18 protein-coding genes are annotated in these 17,386 nt (G+C 61.9%); 13 read left to right on the forward strand and 5 right to left on the reverse strand.

Annotation, left to right across the window (positions count from 1 at the left end):
• Window positions 1–80 precede the first annotated feature (80 nt).
• From AC1DUR_RS09510 to AC1DUR_RS09530, 5 genes are all read left to right on the forward strand, one after another.
• Entirely contained in the window at window positions 81–2,264 is a 2,184-nt protein-coding gene (locus AC1DUR_RS09510) for a TonB-dependent receptor (RefSeq protein ID WP_477718657.1), read from the forward strand.
• A gap of 75 nt (window positions 2,265–2,339) precedes the next feature.
• Entirely contained in the window at window positions 2,340–3,302 is a 963-nt protein-coding gene (locus AC1DUR_RS09515) for an AEC family transporter (protein WP_477718658.1), read from the forward strand.
• A gap of 54 nt (window positions 3,303–3,356) precedes the next feature.
• A complete protein-coding gene (locus AC1DUR_RS09520; RefSeq protein ID WP_477718659.1) occupies window positions 3,357–3,719 on the forward strand; it encodes a DMT family protein in 363 nt (120 codons plus the stop codon).
• A 281-nt stretch (window positions 3,720–4,000) separates the two neighbouring features.
• Window positions 4,001–4,648: a DUF47 domain-containing protein gene (locus AC1DUR_RS09525; RefSeq protein WP_011482621.1), complete on the forward strand. Its 648-nt coding sequence runs from the start codon at window positions 4,001–4,003 to the stop codon at window positions 4,646–4,648.
• Window positions 4,649–4,662: 14 nt separating this feature from the next.
• Window positions 4,663–5,673 carry an inorganic phosphate transporter gene (locus AC1DUR_RS09530; protein WP_477718660.1) on the forward strand — a complete coding sequence of 337 codons (1,011 nt, stop codon included), beginning with the start codon at window positions 4,663–4,665 and terminating at the stop codon, window positions 5,671–5,673.
• Between the two features lie 286 nt (window positions 5,674–5,959).
• Here AC1DUR_RS09530 and AC1DUR_RS09535 read toward each other — a convergent pair whose 3' ends face one another.
• Together AC1DUR_RS09535 and AC1DUR_RS09540 are read right to left on the reverse strand one after the other, a co-directional pair.
• Window positions 5,960–6,418 (reverse strand): hypothetical protein, encoded by a 459-nt coding sequence (locus AC1DUR_RS09535; RefSeq protein WP_477718661.1) that lies wholly within the window; start codon window positions 6,416–6,418, stop codon window positions 5,960–5,962.
• 7 nt (window positions 6,419–6,425) lie between these two features.
• On the reverse strand, window positions 6,426–6,962 hold the full coding sequence (locus AC1DUR_RS09540) for an N-acetyltransferase family protein (protein WP_477718662.1): 537 nt from the start codon (window positions 6,960–6,962) through the stop codon (window positions 6,426–6,428).
• A 210-nt stretch (window positions 6,963–7,172) separates the two neighbouring features.
• Between AC1DUR_RS09540 and rpsP the strand changes: the two genes are divergently transcribed.
• The 6 genes from rpsP to AC1DUR_RS09570 all read left to right on the forward strand — a co-directional run bounded on the left by rpsP (window position 7,173) and on the right by AC1DUR_RS09570 (window position 11,611).
• Window positions 7,173–7,424, forward strand: a complete 252-nt coding sequence (gene rpsP, locus AC1DUR_RS09545) for a 30S ribosomal protein S16 (RefSeq protein ID WP_011482625.1) — start codon at window positions 7,173–7,175, stop codon at window positions 7,422–7,424.
• A gap of 17 nt (window positions 7,425–7,441) precedes the next feature.
• Window positions 7,442–8,050 (forward strand): ribosome maturation factor RimM, encoded by a 609-nt coding sequence (gene rimM / locus AC1DUR_RS09550; RefSeq protein ID WP_477718663.1) that lies wholly within the window; start codon window positions 7,442–7,444, stop codon window positions 8,048–8,050.
• A gap of 64 nt (window positions 8,051–8,114) precedes the next feature.
• Window positions 8,115–8,894: a tRNA (guanosine(37)-N1)-methyltransferase TrmD gene (gene trmD, locus AC1DUR_RS09555; RefSeq protein WP_477718664.1), complete on the forward strand. Its 780-nt coding sequence runs from the start codon at window positions 8,115–8,117 to the stop codon at window positions 8,892–8,894.
• A gap of 130 nt (window positions 8,895–9,024) precedes the next feature.
• Complete coding sequence (rplS, locus tag AC1DUR_RS09560; protein WP_305635523.1) at window positions 9,025–9,381, forward strand: 50S ribosomal protein L19; 357 nt, start codon at window positions 9,025–9,027, stop codon at window positions 9,379–9,381.
• A gap of 165 nt (window positions 9,382–9,546) precedes the next feature.
• Window positions 9,547–10,254, forward strand: coding sequence for a CoA pyrophosphatase (locus AC1DUR_RS09565; RefSeq protein WP_477718665.1), 708 nt, complete (start codon window positions 9,547–9,549; stop codon window positions 10,252–10,254).
• A gap of 328 nt (window positions 10,255–10,582) precedes the next feature.
• Complete coding sequence (locus tag AC1DUR_RS09570; protein WP_477718666.1) at window positions 10,583–11,611, forward strand: CobD/CbiB family protein; 1,029 nt, start codon at window positions 10,583–10,585, stop codon at window positions 11,609–11,611.
• A gap of 78 nt (window positions 11,612–11,689) precedes the next feature.
• Here AC1DUR_RS09570 and rsgA read toward each other — a convergent pair whose 3' ends face one another.
• The 3 genes from rsgA to AC1DUR_RS09585 are packed head-to-tail and all read right to left on the reverse strand — an operon-like array spanning window position 11,690 to window position 14,267.
• On the reverse strand, window positions 11,690–12,664 hold the full coding sequence (gene rsgA, locus AC1DUR_RS09575; RefSeq protein WP_477718667.1) for a ribosome small subunit-dependent GTPase A: 975 nt from the start codon (window positions 12,662–12,664) through the stop codon (window positions 11,690–11,692).
• Window positions 12,661–12,981 carry a 4a-hydroxytetrahydrobiopterin dehydratase gene (locus AC1DUR_RS09580; protein WP_477718668.1) on the reverse strand — a complete coding sequence of 107 codons (321 nt, stop codon included), beginning with the start codon at window positions 12,979–12,981 and terminating at the stop codon, window positions 12,661–12,663. Before AC1DUR_RS09580 ends, rsgA begins: the two co-directional genes overlap by 4 nt.
• Entirely contained in the window at window positions 12,978–14,267 is a 1,290-nt protein-coding gene (locus AC1DUR_RS09585) for a M48 family metallopeptidase (RefSeq protein WP_477718669.1), read from the reverse strand. Before AC1DUR_RS09585 ends, AC1DUR_RS09580 begins: the two co-directional genes overlap by 4 nt.
• A gap of 35 nt (window positions 14,268–14,302) precedes the next feature.
• Between AC1DUR_RS09585 and orn the strand changes: the two genes are divergently transcribed.
• Together orn and AC1DUR_RS09595 are read left to right on the forward strand one after the other, a co-directional pair.
• Entirely contained in the window at window positions 14,303–14,866 is a 564-nt protein-coding gene (orn, locus tag AC1DUR_RS09590; protein WP_477718670.1) for an oligoribonuclease, read from the forward strand.
• A 378-nt stretch (window positions 14,867–15,244) separates the two neighbouring features.
• A complete protein-coding gene (locus tag AC1DUR_RS09595; RefSeq protein ID WP_477718671.1) occupies window positions 15,245–17,113 on the forward strand; it encodes a DEAD/DEAH box helicase in 1,869 nt (622 codons plus the stop codon).
• Window positions 17,114–17,386 lie beyond the last annotated feature (273 nt).

Here is a 17,386-nt window from a genome sequence, read left to right on the forward strand (position 1 = left end):
TGCGCTGGCCTCCAGGCCAGGGCGCAGCTTTGCCCCTGCGCCTGAGCAGGTTCGCATTTTCCCGATTCAACAAGGTCATCATGAACCCATCATTTTTGAACGGTGCCGCCGGTACCGTCGTTTACGCCCGTCCGGGCGCTCCCTTTTTTCCGCATCACTTCGTTCAGCGGGCTGTGCTCATGCTGGGCGCCGCGGCTGCGCTGCAATGCGGCGTTGCAAGCGCGCAGACGCCTGCAACGCCTGTTATGCCTGCGATGCCTGAAGTGGGCAGCCTGAAAGAAGTCACCATCACGGGCAACCCGTTAGGTGCTACTGATTTAATAGCGCCTGCCGCCCAGTATTCGGGAACGGGACTGCTGTTGCGCTCCAAGACCACGCTGGGTGAGACGCTGGACGGCGTGCCCGGCGTGAGCAGCACCTACTTCGGGCCGAACGCCAGCCGGCCCATCATCCGCGGGCTGGATGGTGACCGCATCCGCATCCTGGGCAACGGTGGCGCCACGCTGGACGCGTCCAGCCTCAGTTACGACCACTCGGTCACGACCGATCCGATCAGCATCGAGCGCATCGAGGTCCTGCGCGGGCCCGGGGCCTTGCTGTATGGCGGCAGTGCCGTGGGCGGTGTGGTCAACGTGATCGACAACCGCATCCCGCGCGAGGCGCTGTTCGATGAAAAGGGCGGCGTGGGCGGCAAGGTCGACCTGGGCCTGGCGACCGGCAATCGCGAAAAAAGCAGCGGCGCTTTGCTCGAAGGCGGCAACGATCGCTATACCCTGCATGTGGACGCATTCAACCGCGAAACCGGTGATGTCAAGGTGCCGGCCGACCTGGCCTGCACCAAGGACGGCGTCAACACCACCACTAACCGCATCTGCAATTCAGCCAGCAAGGTTCGGGGCGGTGCGGTGGGGGGCTCGGTGTTTTTTGACCAGGGCTACCTGGGCGCGTCGGTCAGCACTTACCGCAGCAACTACGGCACCGTGGCTGAAGACGACGTGACCATCGACATGAAGTCCGACCGTGTCGCGCTGGAAGGCGAGGTGCGCAACCTGGGCGGGCCTGTCCAGAGCATCAAGGGCCAGTTGAGCCATACCGACTACATGCACACCGAGTTTGAAGGGGCCACGCCCGGCACGGTGTTCAAGAACAGGGGCAGCGACTTCCGCCTGGAAGCGCGCCACGCCCGCTTCGGAAACCTGGACGGGGTGGTGGGTTTTCAGGCGGAAAACAACCGATTCTCGGCGGACGGCGCGGAAGCATTTGCGCCTTACAGCAAGACCTCGCAAAACGCGGTTTTTGCGTACGAAGAATACGGCACAAGCTGGGGCAAGCTGAGCTTTGGCGGTCGGCTGGAATCGGTCAAGGTCGAATCGCTGGGCAACCCGCTCGTGGCGCGGTTTGCGCCCTTGACGCGCGACTTCACGCCCCACAGCTATGCGCTCGGCGCCCTGTGGAATACGGCGCCAGGTTGGCAGCTCACAACGAACCTGGCTTACACCGAACGGGCGCCCAAGGATTACGAGCTTTTCGCCCAGGGCCCTCATGTGGCGACCAACGCCTGGGAAACCGGCGATGCGACGCTGGGCAAGGAAAAGTCGACCAGCCTTGATGTGGGCACCAGCTGGAAATCGGGGGCCAACCGCTTTGCCGCCAACGTCTACATGCATCGCTTCAGGAACTACATCGGCCTGATGGCAACGGGCAACACCTATGGCCAGGAAGATGGCGCGCTCAATCCGGCCGATGCCGACGGTGATGGTGTGGATGACAACGATCCGGACAACAAGCTCCTGCCGGAGTTTGCCTACACCGGCGTGCGTGCGCGCTTTGTGGGCCTGGAAGCCAGCGGCAATATCCGCCTGCTGGAAGGCGCTTCCACGCTGGACCTGGCTTTGCGCGGTGACCTGGTGCGTGCCACCAACCTGAACAACGGCCAGCCGTTGCCGCGCATTGCACCGGTGCGGCTGGGTGCCAGCCTGTTGTGGGCAAGCGGGCCCTGGGGCAGCAGCATCGGTTTTGACCATGCCATGGCGCAGAACCGCGTGGCTGCGGGCCAGCGCGCCACATCGGCTTATACGCTATGGAACCTGGCGGCGACTTACCGCACGAAAGCCGGCCCTTCCAGCCTGCTCTGGTATGCCAGGGTGGACAACCTGACCAACCAGCTGGCCTACAGTGCTTCGTCGGTGCTGACCACCACAGCATTTCCCAAAGCGCCTTTGCCGGGTCGCAGCCTGAAGGTGGGATTGCAGGTCGCCTTTTAAGCGCAGGCAGATGGAGCACCAGGAGGCGGGACGCCAGGAGCGCGCACGGTGGAGGGCGCGCTAAGATTGCCCCGGATGAACCAGCCTGTCTTTGTGTCCCTGCTCCCGGTTGTCTTGTTGATTGCTGCAGGTTTTATAGCTGGTCGCGCAGGCTGGATAAGGCCTGTGGCCATTAAAGATCTTTCCAGCCTGGTTTTTCTGCTGCTCGCGCCGGCGCTGCTGTTTCGCACCATGAGCCGTGTGCGCGTCGAGCAACTTGACTTCAAGCCGGTCGCAGCGTATTTCCTGGCCGTCATCATCCTGTTTGCCGGCACGCTGCTGGTGCAGGGCTTCAATCGCCGCGCAGCCGTGCTGGCGCTGGCCAACACGTTTTCCAACACGGTCATGATTGGCATTGTGCTGGTCGGCCTGATGTACGGGCCCGTGGGCCTGGTCACGCTGCTCACGCTGGTTTCCGTGCATTCACTCGTGTTGCTCACCAGCGCCACGGTGGTGCTCGAGCTGGCTGTGGCCTACGAGCAAAAGCGGGGCACTTCGGACGAAGTCACAAGGGCACCGCGCCACCCGGTGACCACGGTGCTGATGGCCGTGAAAAACGCGTTGCTGCATCCGGTGCCGCTGCCCATCATCGCGGGCCTGCTGTTTGCGCAAACCGGGCTGGCGATTCCCGCCGCGATCGACAAGCCGCTGGAGTTGCTGGCCAATGCCTTCGGACCGCTCGCGCTGGTGATGGTGGGCGTGACGCTGGCCTACACACCCGTGGGGCCGCACTGGCGCCAGGCGCTGTTGCTGGCCGGGGTGAAGAACCTGTTGCATCCCTTGCTGGTGTTTGCCCTGTGCCATCTGCTGGGCGTGGGCGGCGTGCCCATGGCCGTGATGGTGGTGGCGGCCGCCTTGCCGATCGGCGCCAATGTATTTCTGTTTTCGCAGCGCTACAAGGTTGCCGAAGAACTGACCACGGCCAGCGTGGCGGTTTCCACTGTGCTGGCGCTGCTGACCCTGACCCTGGTGCTGCTGCTGGTCGGGCAGCCCGTATGAAGTATGAAGTATGAAGTATGAAGTATGAAGTATGAAGAATAGGAGTGTGATCTGATGCAATTCCTGCAATCGTTTCCGGTGTCGGCCCAGGCCATTGGATTGTTGCTGCTGTCCAATGTCTTCATGACCTTTGCCTGGTACGGGCATCTGAAAAACCTGGCGACCTCGCCCTGGTATGTGGCCGCGCTGCTCAGCTGGGGCATTGCCTTGTTCGAGTACCTGCTGCAGGTGCCTGGCAACCGGATCGGTTTTACCCAGTTCAGCGTCGGGCAACTCAAGATCATGCAGGAGGTGATCACCTTGGGCGTGTTTGTTCCTTTTGCCGTGTTTTATCTGAATGAGCCCCTCAAGCTTGATTACCTGTGGGCTGCGCTGTGCATGATGGGCGCGGTGTACTTCATCTTCCGATCCGCCTGAAAGGCTCTTCAGCCAGGCAGGGGCCGCGGAACCGGCTTAGCCGGGCCGCAGGCGCAGCGGCCCCTCGGGGGGGAGCGCAGTACACGAAGTGACGAGCGCGGGGACTCTGTAGCCAAGCAGGGGCCGCGGGACTGGCTTTGCCAGACCGCAGGCGCAGCGGCCCCCTCGGGGGGCAGCGCAGTACACGAAGTGACAAGCGTGGGGGCTCTATCCCACCCCGGTTAAACTCCCCCGCAGTTACAAAAACGTCATAGTTCTGACATATTCCCTGAGGATTCGATATGCTGTTTGGCAAATTGCTGCCGCGCGAAGGCAATTTTTTCGAGATGTTCAACCAGCATGCCAGCCGCATTGTCGAGGCTGCCCATGCCTTTTCGGACCTGGTGGCCAACTACAGCGACGTGCAGAAGCGGGAGTCCTACAACCTGGCCGTTGACAACGCCGAACGCGCGGCCGACCGGATTACCCAGGAGGTGAACCGGATGCTGCACAAGACTTTCATCACGCCGATTGATCGGGAACAGATCCATTCCCTGATCAACACCATGGACGACGTGGCCGACCTGATCCAGGACTCTGCTGAAACCATGGCGCTGTATGACGTGCGCCACATGACCGAAGAGATCGTGCGCCTGACCGACCTGAGCGTGAAGTGCTGCGAGCGGCTCAAGGATGCTGTGGCCCTGATCGGCAAGCTCAATGATGCGGCCACCGCCGAGGCGGCGCTCAAAACCTGTGAAGAGATTGACAAGCTGGAGTCCGATGCCGACCGTGTGATGCGTTCGGCCATGAGCAAGCTGTTCCGTGAAGAGCCGGATGTGCGCGAAGTCATCAAGCTCAAAGCCATTTACGAGTTGCTCGAAACCATCACCGACAAGTGCGAGGATGTGGCCAATCTCATCGAGGGCATCGTCCTCGAAAATTCCTGATCGCCGGCTCCGCTATGCAAACCGTACAGACCGCCCTGTGGGTCGTAGTGCTGCTGGTGTTCCTGGCCATTGCCTTTGACTTCATGAATGGCTTCCACGATGCGGCCAATTCGATCGCCACGGTGGTGTCCACCGGCGTACTCAAGCCGGCTCAGGCCGTCGTCTTTGCGGCCGCGTTCAACCTGATCGCCATTTTCATCTTCCACCTCAGCGTGGCCGCAACCGTGGGCAAGGGCATTGTGCAGCCCGGTGTTGTCGACACACACGTGGTGTTTGGTGCGCTGACCGGCGCCATCACCTGGAACTTCGTGACCTGGTATTACGGCATCCCGAGCAGCTCGTCGCATGCCCTGATAGGCGGCATTGTGGGCGCGGTGATTGCCAAGGCCGGGGCCGCTGCCCTGATTTCGGCGGGCATCCTCAAGACGGTGCTTTTTATCTTTATATCGCCATTGCTGGGTTTTCTGCTCGGCTCCCTGATGATGGTGCTGGTCGCCTGGGTCTGCCGGCGCGCAACGCCGTCAAAAGTGGATGGCTGGTTTCGTCGCCTGCAGCTGGTGTCCGCCGGGGCCTACAGCCTGGGGCACGGCGGCAATGACGCGCAGAAAACCATAGGCATCATCTGGATGCTGCTGATTGCCACCGGCTATGCGTCGGCGAGCGACGCCGCCCCCCCTGGCTGGACGATCGTGAGCTGCTACCTCGCCATTGCGGCGGGCACCATGTTTGGCGGCTGGCGCATCGTCAAGACCATGGGCCAGAAAATTACCAAGCTCAAGCCCGTGGGCGGCTTTTGTGCCGAAACCGGCGGTGCGCTGACGCTGTTCCTGGCGACCGGGCTCGGTATTCCTGTCTCAACCACGCACACCATCACGGGCGCCATCGTCGGGGTGGGTTCCACGCAGCGGGCTTCTGCCGTGCGCTGGGGCGTCGCCGGCAACATTGTCTGGGCCTGGATATTCACCATTCCCGCCTCCGCCTTTGTGGCGGCCATTGCCTACTGGTTCAGCCTGCAGATTTTCTGAACGGTTTTCCGCAGGGCCGCCCCAAGCAAGGTCAGCCCCCGGGAGGCATCCTTCGACAGGCTCAGGACGAACGGAGTTCAGTGAGCAAACCTTGGGGTCATCCCCCTTCAGCCGGGGCCGCGGAACCGGCTTTGCCGGGCCGCAGGCGCAGCGCCCCCTCGGGGGGCAGCGCATTACACGCAGTGAAAAGCGTGGGGGCCCATTTCGACGCCGGGCCGCCCCAAGGCGAAACCGCCCCCTCGGGGGGCAGCGCATTACACGCAGTGAAAAAGCGTGGGGGCCCTGTTTACTGGCTTATTTTCCTCGCCTCTTCCACCTGGTATTCGAAGTAGCGCTGGAAGCTGAACGCAATGCTGGACATCAATGAAACGGTGCCAAACAGCAAGGCAAACACCACGGCGCCTATGGTGAGCCAATTGGTGTAGCCGGCGGGGGCCTCGGGTGCCTCCGGATTGTGGCGTGCATTCCATTTTTCGAACGGCATCAGGCCGTAGTAAATGGCGGTCAGCGCGGTGCCGGCCAGCATGAAGCCCAGCAGCGGAATCAGCACCCAGGCGAGCTGATCGTCCTGGCCATACAAGCGCACGCGTTCAACACCCCACCAGCCCAGGGCTGCGGCGATGGGGTGCACCCACAGCCAGCGGTCTTTCATGCCAAACAGGTACAGGCGATGCAGCCCCAACTGGCCGCCGATGAAGGCCAGCCAGGCGGCGGCTGTTTTGTTTTTTGAGGTGAATGAGTGCATGCGGGGATTATGGAGCGGGCAGTTGGGCGGGCGGTTGCGTATCGCCCGCGCCCAGGGTTTTTTGCATGATGACGATGTCGCGCCAGGCGCCGAATTTCCAGCCACAGGACTCGATGAGGCCGACTTGCGTGAAGCCCAGCGCGAGATGGACGCCGACGGACCCGGCATTGGCCGAGTCACCAATAATGGCCATCATCTTGCGGATGCCCACAGCCTCGCAGCGTGCCAGCAGTTCGGTGAGCAGTGCGCGGCCCAGGCCCTTGCGGTGCAGGTCGGGAGCCAGGTAAATCGAATCTTCCACCGAATACCGGTAGGCCGGCCGCGGCTTGAACCAGTTGCCGTAGGCAAAGCCGGCGATCCTGCCGTCCTCCTCGGCGACCAGGTAAGGCAGGCCCTTGGACAGCACATCGGCCCGGCGGGCCGTCATGTCGGCCACGCTGGGGGGCTCGGTTTCAAAGGTGCCCGTGCTGTGGAGCACATGGTGCCCGTAAATGGCGGTGAGGGCGGGAAGGTCTTCGTCGCGGCTGGGGCGTATGAGAGGCATGGGGTGCGGTAATTCTGGCTAAAAAATCGGTTAGGCGGGTGCCGGGAGGAATCCATTTTCCGGTAAAACCGTCGGAAGCGGGTCAGCGGGTTATAATGTCAGGCTTTGCAGCATTTCGCTGGCCGGGTGGCCATGTCGTGTGTCTCAAGCGCTGCAGGAATATTTGGGGTGTGTATTACCCGTCACATCCCACCACCCGAAGGATAAATCATGGTCGTCATTCGACTTGCACGCGGCGGTTCCAAACACCGTCCTTTTTTCAATATTGTTGTGGCTGACAAACGCGTTCGCCGCGATGGCCGCTTTATCGAGCGCATCGGTTTTTACAACCCGATCGCCAAAGGCGGTGAAGAAGGTTTGCGCATTGCGCAAGACCGTCTGACCCACTGGCTCGGTGTCGGCGCTCAGCCGTCGCCTACCGTTGAGCGTCTGGTCAAGCAGGGCGCCGCCAAGGCTGCCTGATCTTTTCAGACGTCTTGATGTTGCCCGGCCGTGAGCCGTCTGCAGGCTTGACGCCGTCAAGCCTTCCGGACGACGCCATTGAGGTCGGGCGCATCCTGGACGCCTGGGGTGTCAAGGGCTGGGTGAAAATCCTGCCGCACAGCACCGATCCGGAGGCCCTTTTTTCGGCCAAATCCTGGTTTCTCCAGGCACCGGAGGCCAAATTCCGCCCGGGCTTCAACGCGTTCTCCGGAACCGTTTTGCTCAGCGTGGACGAAGCCAAAATCCACTCCGACACTGTCGTCGCCAAAATCAGCGGCCTGGACGACCGCAATGCCGCAGAGGCCTTGCGGGGCGCCCGCATTTTTCTGCCGCGCAGCAGTTTCCCGGCTGCCTCCAAAGACGAGTATTACTGGGTCGACCTGATCGGCCTGAATGTGGTCAACCGCGAAGGTGTGACCTTGGGGCAGGTGCGCGACCTGATGGCGACCGGTCCCCATTCGGTGCTGTGCGTGGAGTACACGGCGCAGCAGGAAGACGGCACGTCTGTAACCGCCGAACGCATGATTCCCTTTGTCTCCGCCTATATCGACACGGTCGATATTGCGGGCAAATGCATCACGGTTGACTGGCAGCCCGACTATTGACGCCGGTGCAGGCTCTCGGGGTGGATTGCCCTGAGTCGGCCGGTGCGCGCAAAATAGCCTTTCCATGCGCTTTGACGTCATCACCCTGTTTCCCGAGCTTTTTGCGCCATTTCTGGTCAGTGGCGTCACCCGCCGTGCCTACGAAACGGGCCTGGTCGAGGTCAAGCTCTGGAATCCCCGCGATTTTGCCGAGGGCAGCTACCGCCGTGTGGACGACCGGCCGTTTGGCGGCGGCCCCGGCATGGTGATGATGGCCGAGCCGCTCACGCTCTGCCTCGAACAAATACGTGCCGAGCGTACCGCTGGCGGCGTGGCAGATGTGCCCACCGTGCTGTTCTCCCCCATAGGCGAGGCGCTGAACCATGCGGGCGTCGAAACCTGGTCAGCCAGCAGCGGTGCCGTGCTGGTTTGCGGCCGCTATGAGGGCCTGGACCAGCGGTTCATTGAAACCCATATCGATCGGCAGATCAGCCTGGGCGATTTCGTGTTGTCCGGCGGTGAGATCGCCGCCATGGCCCTGCTGGACGCCGTGGCGCGTTTGCAGCCCGGCGTGCTGAACGACGAAGGCAGCCACCAACTGGACAGCTTCAATCCGGCGCTGGACGGCTTGCTGGATTGCCCGCATTACACCCGGCCGGAATCCTGGCGCGGCCAGCCCGTGCCGCCCATCCTGTTGTCCGGCAACCATGCCCAGATCGAGCGCTGGCGGCGTGAGGAGCGGCTGGCGCTTACCCAGCGCCAGCGTCCCGAACTGGTGCAAAAGGCGCGGGTGGCCGGCCATTTGACCGCTCGCGACGAAGCTTTTCTGGCTGATTTGTTCGAAAATCCTGAAAAAGATGCCTAGCTGCTATAATCAAAGGCTTTTCGATCCTCTGGCGGCCACTGCAACCATCTGAATCATCTGCGGATGAATCCTTGGATTTGCGGTCTTTAGCGTAGCGCGTGAATGAACGAAGAAGTTAGATGGAAAAATCATGAATCTGATTCAAACCCTCGAGCAGGAAGAAATTTCCCGCCTGAACAAAACCATTCCCGCTTACGCTCCTGGCGACACCGTCATCGTGAGCGTGAATGTGGTTGAAGGCACCCGCAAGCGTGTGCAGGCTTTTGAAGGTGTGGTGATTGCCAAGCGCAATCGCGGCCTCAATTCGAGCTTCATCGTTCGCAAAGTGTCGAACGGCGAAGGCGTTGAGCGTACCTTTCAGGTCTATAGCCCGCTGATCGCGAAGATTGAAGTCAAACGCCGCGGTGATGTGCGTCGTGCCAAGCTGTACTACCTGCGTAGCCGCAGCGGAAAGTCTGCACGTATCAAGGAAAAACTCGGCGCCTGATCAACCGGTCGGGTTGTGCTTGCAGCTCAACCCGGCGCGGGGCGGCCTCAAAGGCAACCTGAAAATTCCCTTGAAAAAGCCGCTCCGAGAGCGGCTTTTTTTATGTCTTGCCAGCTCCCGTGATCGCCTCATCAACAGTCCCTCAACCTCAGCCGATGCGCTCCCATGAAGTTCAGCAAGCCCTTGCCGAAATTTGACCCCCGCAGCATCCCGGTGCAGGGCGTTGATGACCATCTTGCGGGTGTGCCGCTGGAGCGCCTGACGCCGCCGGCCCTGCGCGAGCGCTTTCGGCATCCGCCGGTCTGGACCCCGGAGCACAGTGTCGAAAAGAAATTTGCCGACCGCGAGCCGGCGCTTGCGGCGGTGCTGTTGCCCCTGGTGATGCGGGACGAGCTCACCTTGCTGTTGACCGAGCGGGCGACCAATCTCTCCACACATTCCGGCCAGATCGCGTTTCCGGGCGGCCGCACGGACGAGTCCGACCAGGATGCGGTGGACACTGCCCTGCGTGAAGCCCACGAGGAAATTGGCCTGCCGCGCAACCATGTGGAAGTGCTGGGTACCTTGCCCACCTACGTGACGGGAACCGCGTTCATCATCACGCCGGTGGTGGCGCTGGTGAGGCCGGGGTTTGCGTTGCAGCCCAACCCCGGCGAGGTGGCTGATGTTTTTGAGGTGCCGCTGGGCTACCTGATGAACCCTGCCCACCACCGCCGCCATGAATTCGAATTTGACGGCATGCTCCGGCAATGGCTCTCGATGCCCTACACCGAGCCGTTGGACGAGGCTGACGGCGGCGAATCACGGGAGCGCTACATCTGGGGCGCCACGGCCGGTATGCTGCGCAATCTTTACCGCTTTCTAAGCGCCTGAGTTTATAAGCCCACCCCCGTCCAGGCTCACTGCGTGTAGCCTGTTCCCCCTCAAGGGGGAGGAGAAACAGCCCCACCCCCGTCCGGACTCACTTCGTGTAGTCCGTTCCCCCCTCTAGGGGGCGGTGCCTGCGGCCCGGCAAAGCCGGTTCCGCGGCACCCTGAAATACCCTTCCGCTGGGTTACGCCCACTGAACTCTTAAACCCAGCATGAGCCGCAGGACCGGCTTTGCCGGACTGCAGGCGGGCGGCCCCCTCGGGGGGGCAGCGCATTACACGAAGTGAAAAGCGTGGGGGCTCGCCTCACCGTGGGGGCAGTATGATTCCGCATGAGCTTTTTTGCCGTTTTGTTTGCACTCATCATCGAACAGGCCCGGCCCCTGGCCCGCGGCAACTGGGTTCATGCCGGATTTCGGGGATGGGCGCGCTGGGCCAACCGCAGCCTGGATGCCGGCAAACCACACCATGGCTGGATTGCCTGGACGGTCGCCGTGGTGTTCCCCGCGCTTGCAACGCTGCTGGTTCACTGGCTGCTCTGGAGCATCAACGCCTTGCTGGCCTTTGCGTGGAGTGTGGCGATTTTGTATGTCACGCTCGGCTTCAGGCAGTTCAGCCACTATTTCACCGACATACGCGACGCGCTGGACGATGGCGATGAGACCACGGCGCGCGAGCTGCTCGCGCAGTGGCGCCAGGTGGATGCCAGTGAATTGCCGCGCAGCGAAATCGTTCGTCACGTCATTGAATACTCGGTGCTCGCCGCCCATCGCCATGTGTTTGGGGTGTTGGGCTGGTTTTCGGTGCTGGCCGCACTCGGCCTGGGGCCGGCGGGGGCGGTTTTTTACCGCATGAGTGAGTTTGTGTCGCGTTACTGGGTCTACAAAAGCAAGCGGGCGGAAGCCGCCGGTGAGGGCGCCAGCCCCGCGCTCCAGCAGGCGGCCACGCGCGCGTGGGGCATCATCGATTTTCTGCCGGCCCGCGTCACCTCGCTGGGGTTTGCGGTGGTGGGCAGTTTTGAAGATGCCATTGACGCCTGGCGCAGCTACACACAGCGCTTTCCCGCCAATACACCTGTAGCCTCCGAGAATCGCAATGACGGACTGATTCTTGCCGCCACGTCGGGCGCCGTGAATGTGCGGCTGGGCGGCGAAGCGCTCAAGACCGCTTATTCGTCCGAGGCCTCCCGGGGCGGTGGACTGGATGCCGAAGTGGTGGAGGGGTCTGGAATCATCGAGACCACGTCGGGACGGGAACCTGAAGTGGCGCACCTGCGCAGCATTGTGGGCCTGGTGTGGCGCTCCGTGGTGCTGTGGATGGTGCTGCTCGCCTTGCTGACGCTGGCGCGCCTGCTGGGCTGAGAGGGTCCGAACGACCCCTGCAGCGCGATCCGATCTCGGGTCGATCGCCAAGTTCTGTCGGTGCCCTGAGGGCGCTGTTCAATAACGGGTCTGCGACAGCTCCGCAAACAATTCGCTATACAAACGATAGCGATTTGCGCTGATGCTGCTGGGGCCATCTGCCAAATTCACTTCTGAAATCACGCCGCAGCCGGGCTCATGAAGATGCGTGCAGTTGTAGAACTTGCAGTTCTGTGCGTGCGCCTTGAGGTCGGGCATATAGCCGGCCAGCTGCATCGGGTCGATGTGGTGCAGGCCGAACTCCTGAAAGCCTGGTGAGTCGATGAGTGCGGTGGTCTTGGCGCTGTCAACCCAGTACAGCGTGGTGCTGGTGGTGGTGTGCTTGCCGGAGTTCAGGGCTTGTGAAATCTCGGCCGTCAGCACCCGGGCCTGGGGCACCAGAAGATTGGTGAGGCTGCTTTTCCCGGCCCCGGAGGGCCCGAGCACCAGCGTCTTTTTGCCTTGCAGCAATTCGATGAGCCTGGCGGCCTGCGTTCCGTCGATGTCGGTGTCGGCCTCGGGCTGGGCGGCCTTGGGCTTGATGGCCAGCGGCAGCATCTGGTAGCCCATGGCTCGGTAAGGCGCGAGTTTGGTCCATGCGCGCTGGAACGGCTCGGTCAGGTCGCTTTTGTTCAAGGCAATGATGGGGGTGATGCGCTCGGCTTCAGCCGCGATCAGGGCCCGGGTCAGCTGGCTTTCCGAGAATTCGGGCTCAGCCGCGATCAGGATGAGCACCTGGTCCAGGTTGGCGGCAAACGACTTGGTGCGCATCTCGTCCTGCCGGTAAAACAGGTTGCTGCGCTCCTCGATTTTCTCGATGGTGCCTTCATCCTGCGAGGGCAGCCAGCGTATGCGGTCACCGACCACGGCCTGGCTTTTCTTGCCGCGCGGGTGGCAAATCACACGGTCGCCCGACTCGGTTTCCACCAGCACATGGCGGCCAAACCCGGCCACCACCAGACCCGGCCGGGTGCCCGAGACCGGCGCCGCCCCGGCGCGAGCCGGTTTGCTCAAGCGAGCAGGGCGTCAACCTTGGACGCGCAGAAGAAGTCGCTGGCGGAAATGCCGTTTACGTCGTGCGTGTTGAAGCGGACCGTGCATTTGCTGTAACTCACCGTCAGGTCGGGGTGGTGGTCTTCGGCATTGGCAATGAAGGCCAGTGCATTCACAAAAGCGATGGTCTCGTAGTAATTCTTGAAGCTAAAGGTCTTCTCCAGCGCGCCATCGATCAGTCGCCAGCCCAGTGGCTGCTCGCCATTGAGCTTGCTCAGTTGCGTGACGATTTCGGTGGCGCTCAGGGCACGGCGGTTTTGATGAACAGGATGGCTCATGATGCAACGCTTTGGGTTGAAGGGTTCATGCGTCCCAGCCGCTCGGAGGCGGGCGGGTGCGAGTAATAAAACTTCACAAACACCGGGTCGGGTGTCAGTGTGCTGGCATTGTCCTGGTAGAGCTTGAGCAGGGCGCTTTGCAGATCCTTGCCATCCGTCTGTGCGATCGCATAGGCGTCGGCCTCGAACTCATGCTTGCGCGAGAACTGGGCAAACAGCGGCGAGATAAAAAAACTGAACAGCGGAACCACCAGCATGAACAACAGCAGGGCCAGCGCGTCGTTGGCTCCGGTCATGCTCGGCCGCACGCCGAGCCCGGTATAAAACCAGGCCTGGGATGACAGCCACCCCAGCAGCGCAAAACCGACCAGGCTCAATGCAAACATCGAAACGATGCGTTTGATGATGTGTTTGTGCTTGAAGTGACCGAGTTCGTGGGCCAGCACCGCGTCCACCTCGCCGGGGGTCAGTTGCTTGAGCAGGGTGTCGTAAAAAACCACGCGCTTGGCCGCGCCAAAGCCGGTGAAGTAGGCGTTGGCGTGGGCCGAGCGTTTGCTGCCATCCATCACGAAAAGCCCCTTGGCTGCAAAGCCGCAGCGCTGCATCAGTGCTGTCACCCGCGCCTTCAGCACTTCATCTTCGAGTGGTTTGAATTTGTTGAAAAGTGGTGCGATCACGGTGGGGTAGAGCACTAAAACCAGCAGGTTGAAACCCATCCACGCCCCCCAGGCCCAGAGCCACCACCATTTGCCGGCGCTGCCCATCAGCCAGAGGATCAGCGCCACAATCGGCAGGCCGACGACGGCGCCGACCAGCGTGGATTTCACCAGGTCGGTCAACCAGAGCCGGAAGGTCATTTTGTTGAAGCCGAAGCGCTCTTCAATCCTGAAGGTGCTGTACAGGGTAAAAGGCAAGTCGAGCAGGCCGCTGATGACGCCGAATGCCGCCAGCAGTGCAAGCTGGGTCACCAGGCTGCCATAGGCTGCCAGGCCGGAGTGGAGCAGCGCCTGATTGAGCGCATCGATGCCGCCCAGCAGCGTCCAGCCCAGCAGCAAGGCGGCCGCGAACGCCGTCTCCAGCATGCCGAAGCGCGCTTTGGCGACGGTGTAGTCGGCTGCCTTCTGGTGCGCCTCCAGCGAAATGGTGGCCGCAAATGCCGCAGGGACGCTGCTCCTGTGCCGCATCACATGGTGTATTTGCCGGGACGCCAGATAAAACCTGACCAGCAACCCGATCACCAGCAAGGCGGCAAACACCAAGGTAAAGACAAGTGAATAGTCGGTCATGATTCGCAGTTTAGGCTATCGGCGAGAATCGGGAGATGTCTGAAATTGAATCCACACTCAAAAAATCCGACCAGAACCTTGTCTGGCTTGACTGCGAAATGACCGGCCTGGACCCGGAAAAAGAACGGCTGATCGAGATTGCCGTGGTCGTGACTGGTCCGCAGCTCACGCCGCGCATCGAAGGCCCGGTGCTGGCCATTCACCAGTCCGATGAGCTGCTGGACCAGATGGACAATTGGAACAAGGGCACGCACGGCCGCAGTGGGTTGATTGACAAGGTCAAGGCCAGCACGGTCACCGAGGAGGCTGCCGAGGCCCAGTTGCTGGCGTTTTTGGCCCAGTACGTACCCAAGGGCGGATCTCCCCTGTGCGGCAACAGCATCAGCCAGGACCGCCGCTTTCTGGTCAAGTACATGCCGAAGCTGGAAGCGTTTTTGCACTACCGCAACGTGGATGTCAGCACGTTCAAGGAGTTGGCCAAGCGCTGGCGGCCCGAGGTCTATAGCAGTTTCAAGAAACGCCAAAGCCATACCGCGCTGGCCGATGTGCATGAATCGATTGACGAGCTGGAACACTACCGGCAGCATTTTTTGAAGTGATGCTCTCAAGCGAGTTCTGGCCATTTCCCCGCATTGATGGCGTTTGTAGCTCCTGAAATAATAGCAAACAGCCTGGCGAGCGCCTCCCGCGGAAAGCCGTAATGGCCTTGGCTGAACCGGGGGACTGGTAGAAACCCGTAAACCGAGCTATAATCAAAGGCTTGCAGTTGCACAGGGTGCGCTGCATTTGTACATCTACCTCACACTTTTGGACTCTACCGACAGAGTCACCGCTTCGGGCTGATTCGCCTGAACCGCATATTCGTTTGATGGTTGGTGTTTTATTAACCATGAACGAATCCTCTCGCATCGCGGGGGGTGAAGTTTCCTGTCCTTCGCTAACAAAGCGTTGCGCACGGGTGATGATTGAGAATAAACATGACTGACTCTTTTGAGGCTCGCGGCGACTTTTTGCCTGAAGCAAACACCGATACCGACATCCTGGGCGTTCCGGATTTTTCCGATGCGCCTGCCACCGCCGCCACCTCGCTGGACGCCATTGCGCCCCAGCCCAATGGTTTCGTGAAGCTGGGCCTGGCCCAGGAACTGCTGCAGGCCGTGGCCGACATGGGTTTTACCCAGCCTACCGCCGTGCAACTCGCCACCATCCCCAAGGCCATGCAGGGCCTGGACGCAGACGGCACAGACCCGAAAGCCAAATTCACCGACCTGCTGGTTTCCAGCCAGACCGGCAGCGGCAAGACCGCCGCTTTCCTGCTGCCCGTGCTGCACACCCTGTTGATGCAGCAGGAAGAAGCCGAGCGTCAGGAACGCGCTGAATTTGAACGCCTGAGCGCGGAAGCCATCGCCAAAGGCGAAGCTCCTCCGAAAAAGCCCAAGCGCAAAGACCCGACCAATGCCCGCAATTTCAAGGCCGCCACCCCTGGCGCGCTGATTCTGTGCCCGACGCGCGAATTGGCCCAGCAGGTTTGCGCCGACGCGATTGACCTGGTGCGCCATTGCCGCGGCCTGCGCATTGCCAATGTGGTGGGCGGTATTCCTTACCAGCTGCAGATTGCCAAGCTGCAAAACGCCAATCTCGTGGTGGCCACGCCGGGCCGCCTGCTGGACCTGCAGCGCAGCATGCAGATCAAGCTCGACCAGGTGCAATTCCTGGTGGTTGACGAGGCCGACCGCATGCTGGACCTCGGCTTTGCCGACGACCTGACCGAAGTCAACCAGCTCACCATTGAGCGCAAGCAGACCATGATGTTCAGCGCCACGTTTGCGCCGCGCATCATGCAGCTGGCCACGCGCGTGATGCGCCAGCCGCAGCGCGTGGAAATTGATTCCCCGCACGAAAAACACCTGTCCATCACGCAGTCCCTGCTGTGGGCCGACAACATGACCCACAAGCGCAAGCTGCTGGACCATTGGCTGCGCGACACCACAATCAACCAGGCCATCGTGTTTGCGAGCACGCAGGTCGAGTGTGACGGCCTGGCCAATGACCTGGTGCAGGACGGCTTCAGCGCCGTGGCGCTGCATGGCGCCCTGGGCCAGGGTTTGCGCAACCGTCGCCTGATGGCTTTCCGTGACGGCCGCGTGCAGGTTCTGGTCGCTACCGATGTGGCCGCCCGCGGCCTGGACGTGCCCACCATCACCCACGTGATCAACTACGGCCTGCCGATGAAAGCCGAAGACTATGTGCACCGCATCGGCCGCACCGGCCGTGCCGGCCGCTCGGGCCAGGCCATCACGATTGCCGAGTTCCGCGACCGCCGCAAGATTCAGGATATCGAGCACTACACGCAGCAAAACCTCAAGCCCAGCGTCATTGCCGGTCTGGAGCCGCAGCAGCGTTTCGCGCCGACGTCCGAGCGTCCGCGCGGCAATTTCGGTGGTGATCGCGGCGGCCGCAGCTTCGGCGGCGGCGGTGGTGGCTACGCAGGCCGCAAGCCGTCAGGCGGCTTTGGCGGTGGTTCGGGTGGTGGGTTTGGCGGCAACCGCGATGACCGCGGCGGCTCCTTCCCGGCGCGTCCCGCGCCGCAGGGCAACGGGTATGCCGATCGCACCAGTTTCAATGATCGCGGCCCACGCCGCCAGGACGACCGCAGCTTTGGCAACAACAACGCTGGCTTCGCCCCACGTGACGATCGCAACTTCGGCGCCCGCAATGAAGGCTTCGCGCCGCGCCCTGACTTTGCAAACCGCAAACCCGCGTTCGCCAAGCCTGCGGGCAAGGTGTTTGTGCCGCGCGATGCTGCCAAGAAGGCTGGCAAGTTCTCCAAGCCTGCACGCGACTGATCGCGGACCGGCCTCGATAAAAGCCCCGGCGACGCCAAGTCGCCGGGGCTTTTTTTGTATATGATCCGCAGGCCGCGCGCCTTTCGGCGCGCATCCGGAAAACAGATGACCGCAGCCGCCTGGCCACCCCTCTCGAAGCACTGAACGCAAGCCACGGTCGCACGCCCTGAGCGCGCGGCCGCTGCCTTGCCTGAACGCCTGCCGGATCGTCCCGGCCGGGCGTTCCCTTTCGACCACGCACTCATCGCGAAGCGGCCCGGCGCCGCCCGATGT

It is taken from the genome of Polaromonas sp. P4_F4 (assembly GCF_056401355.1).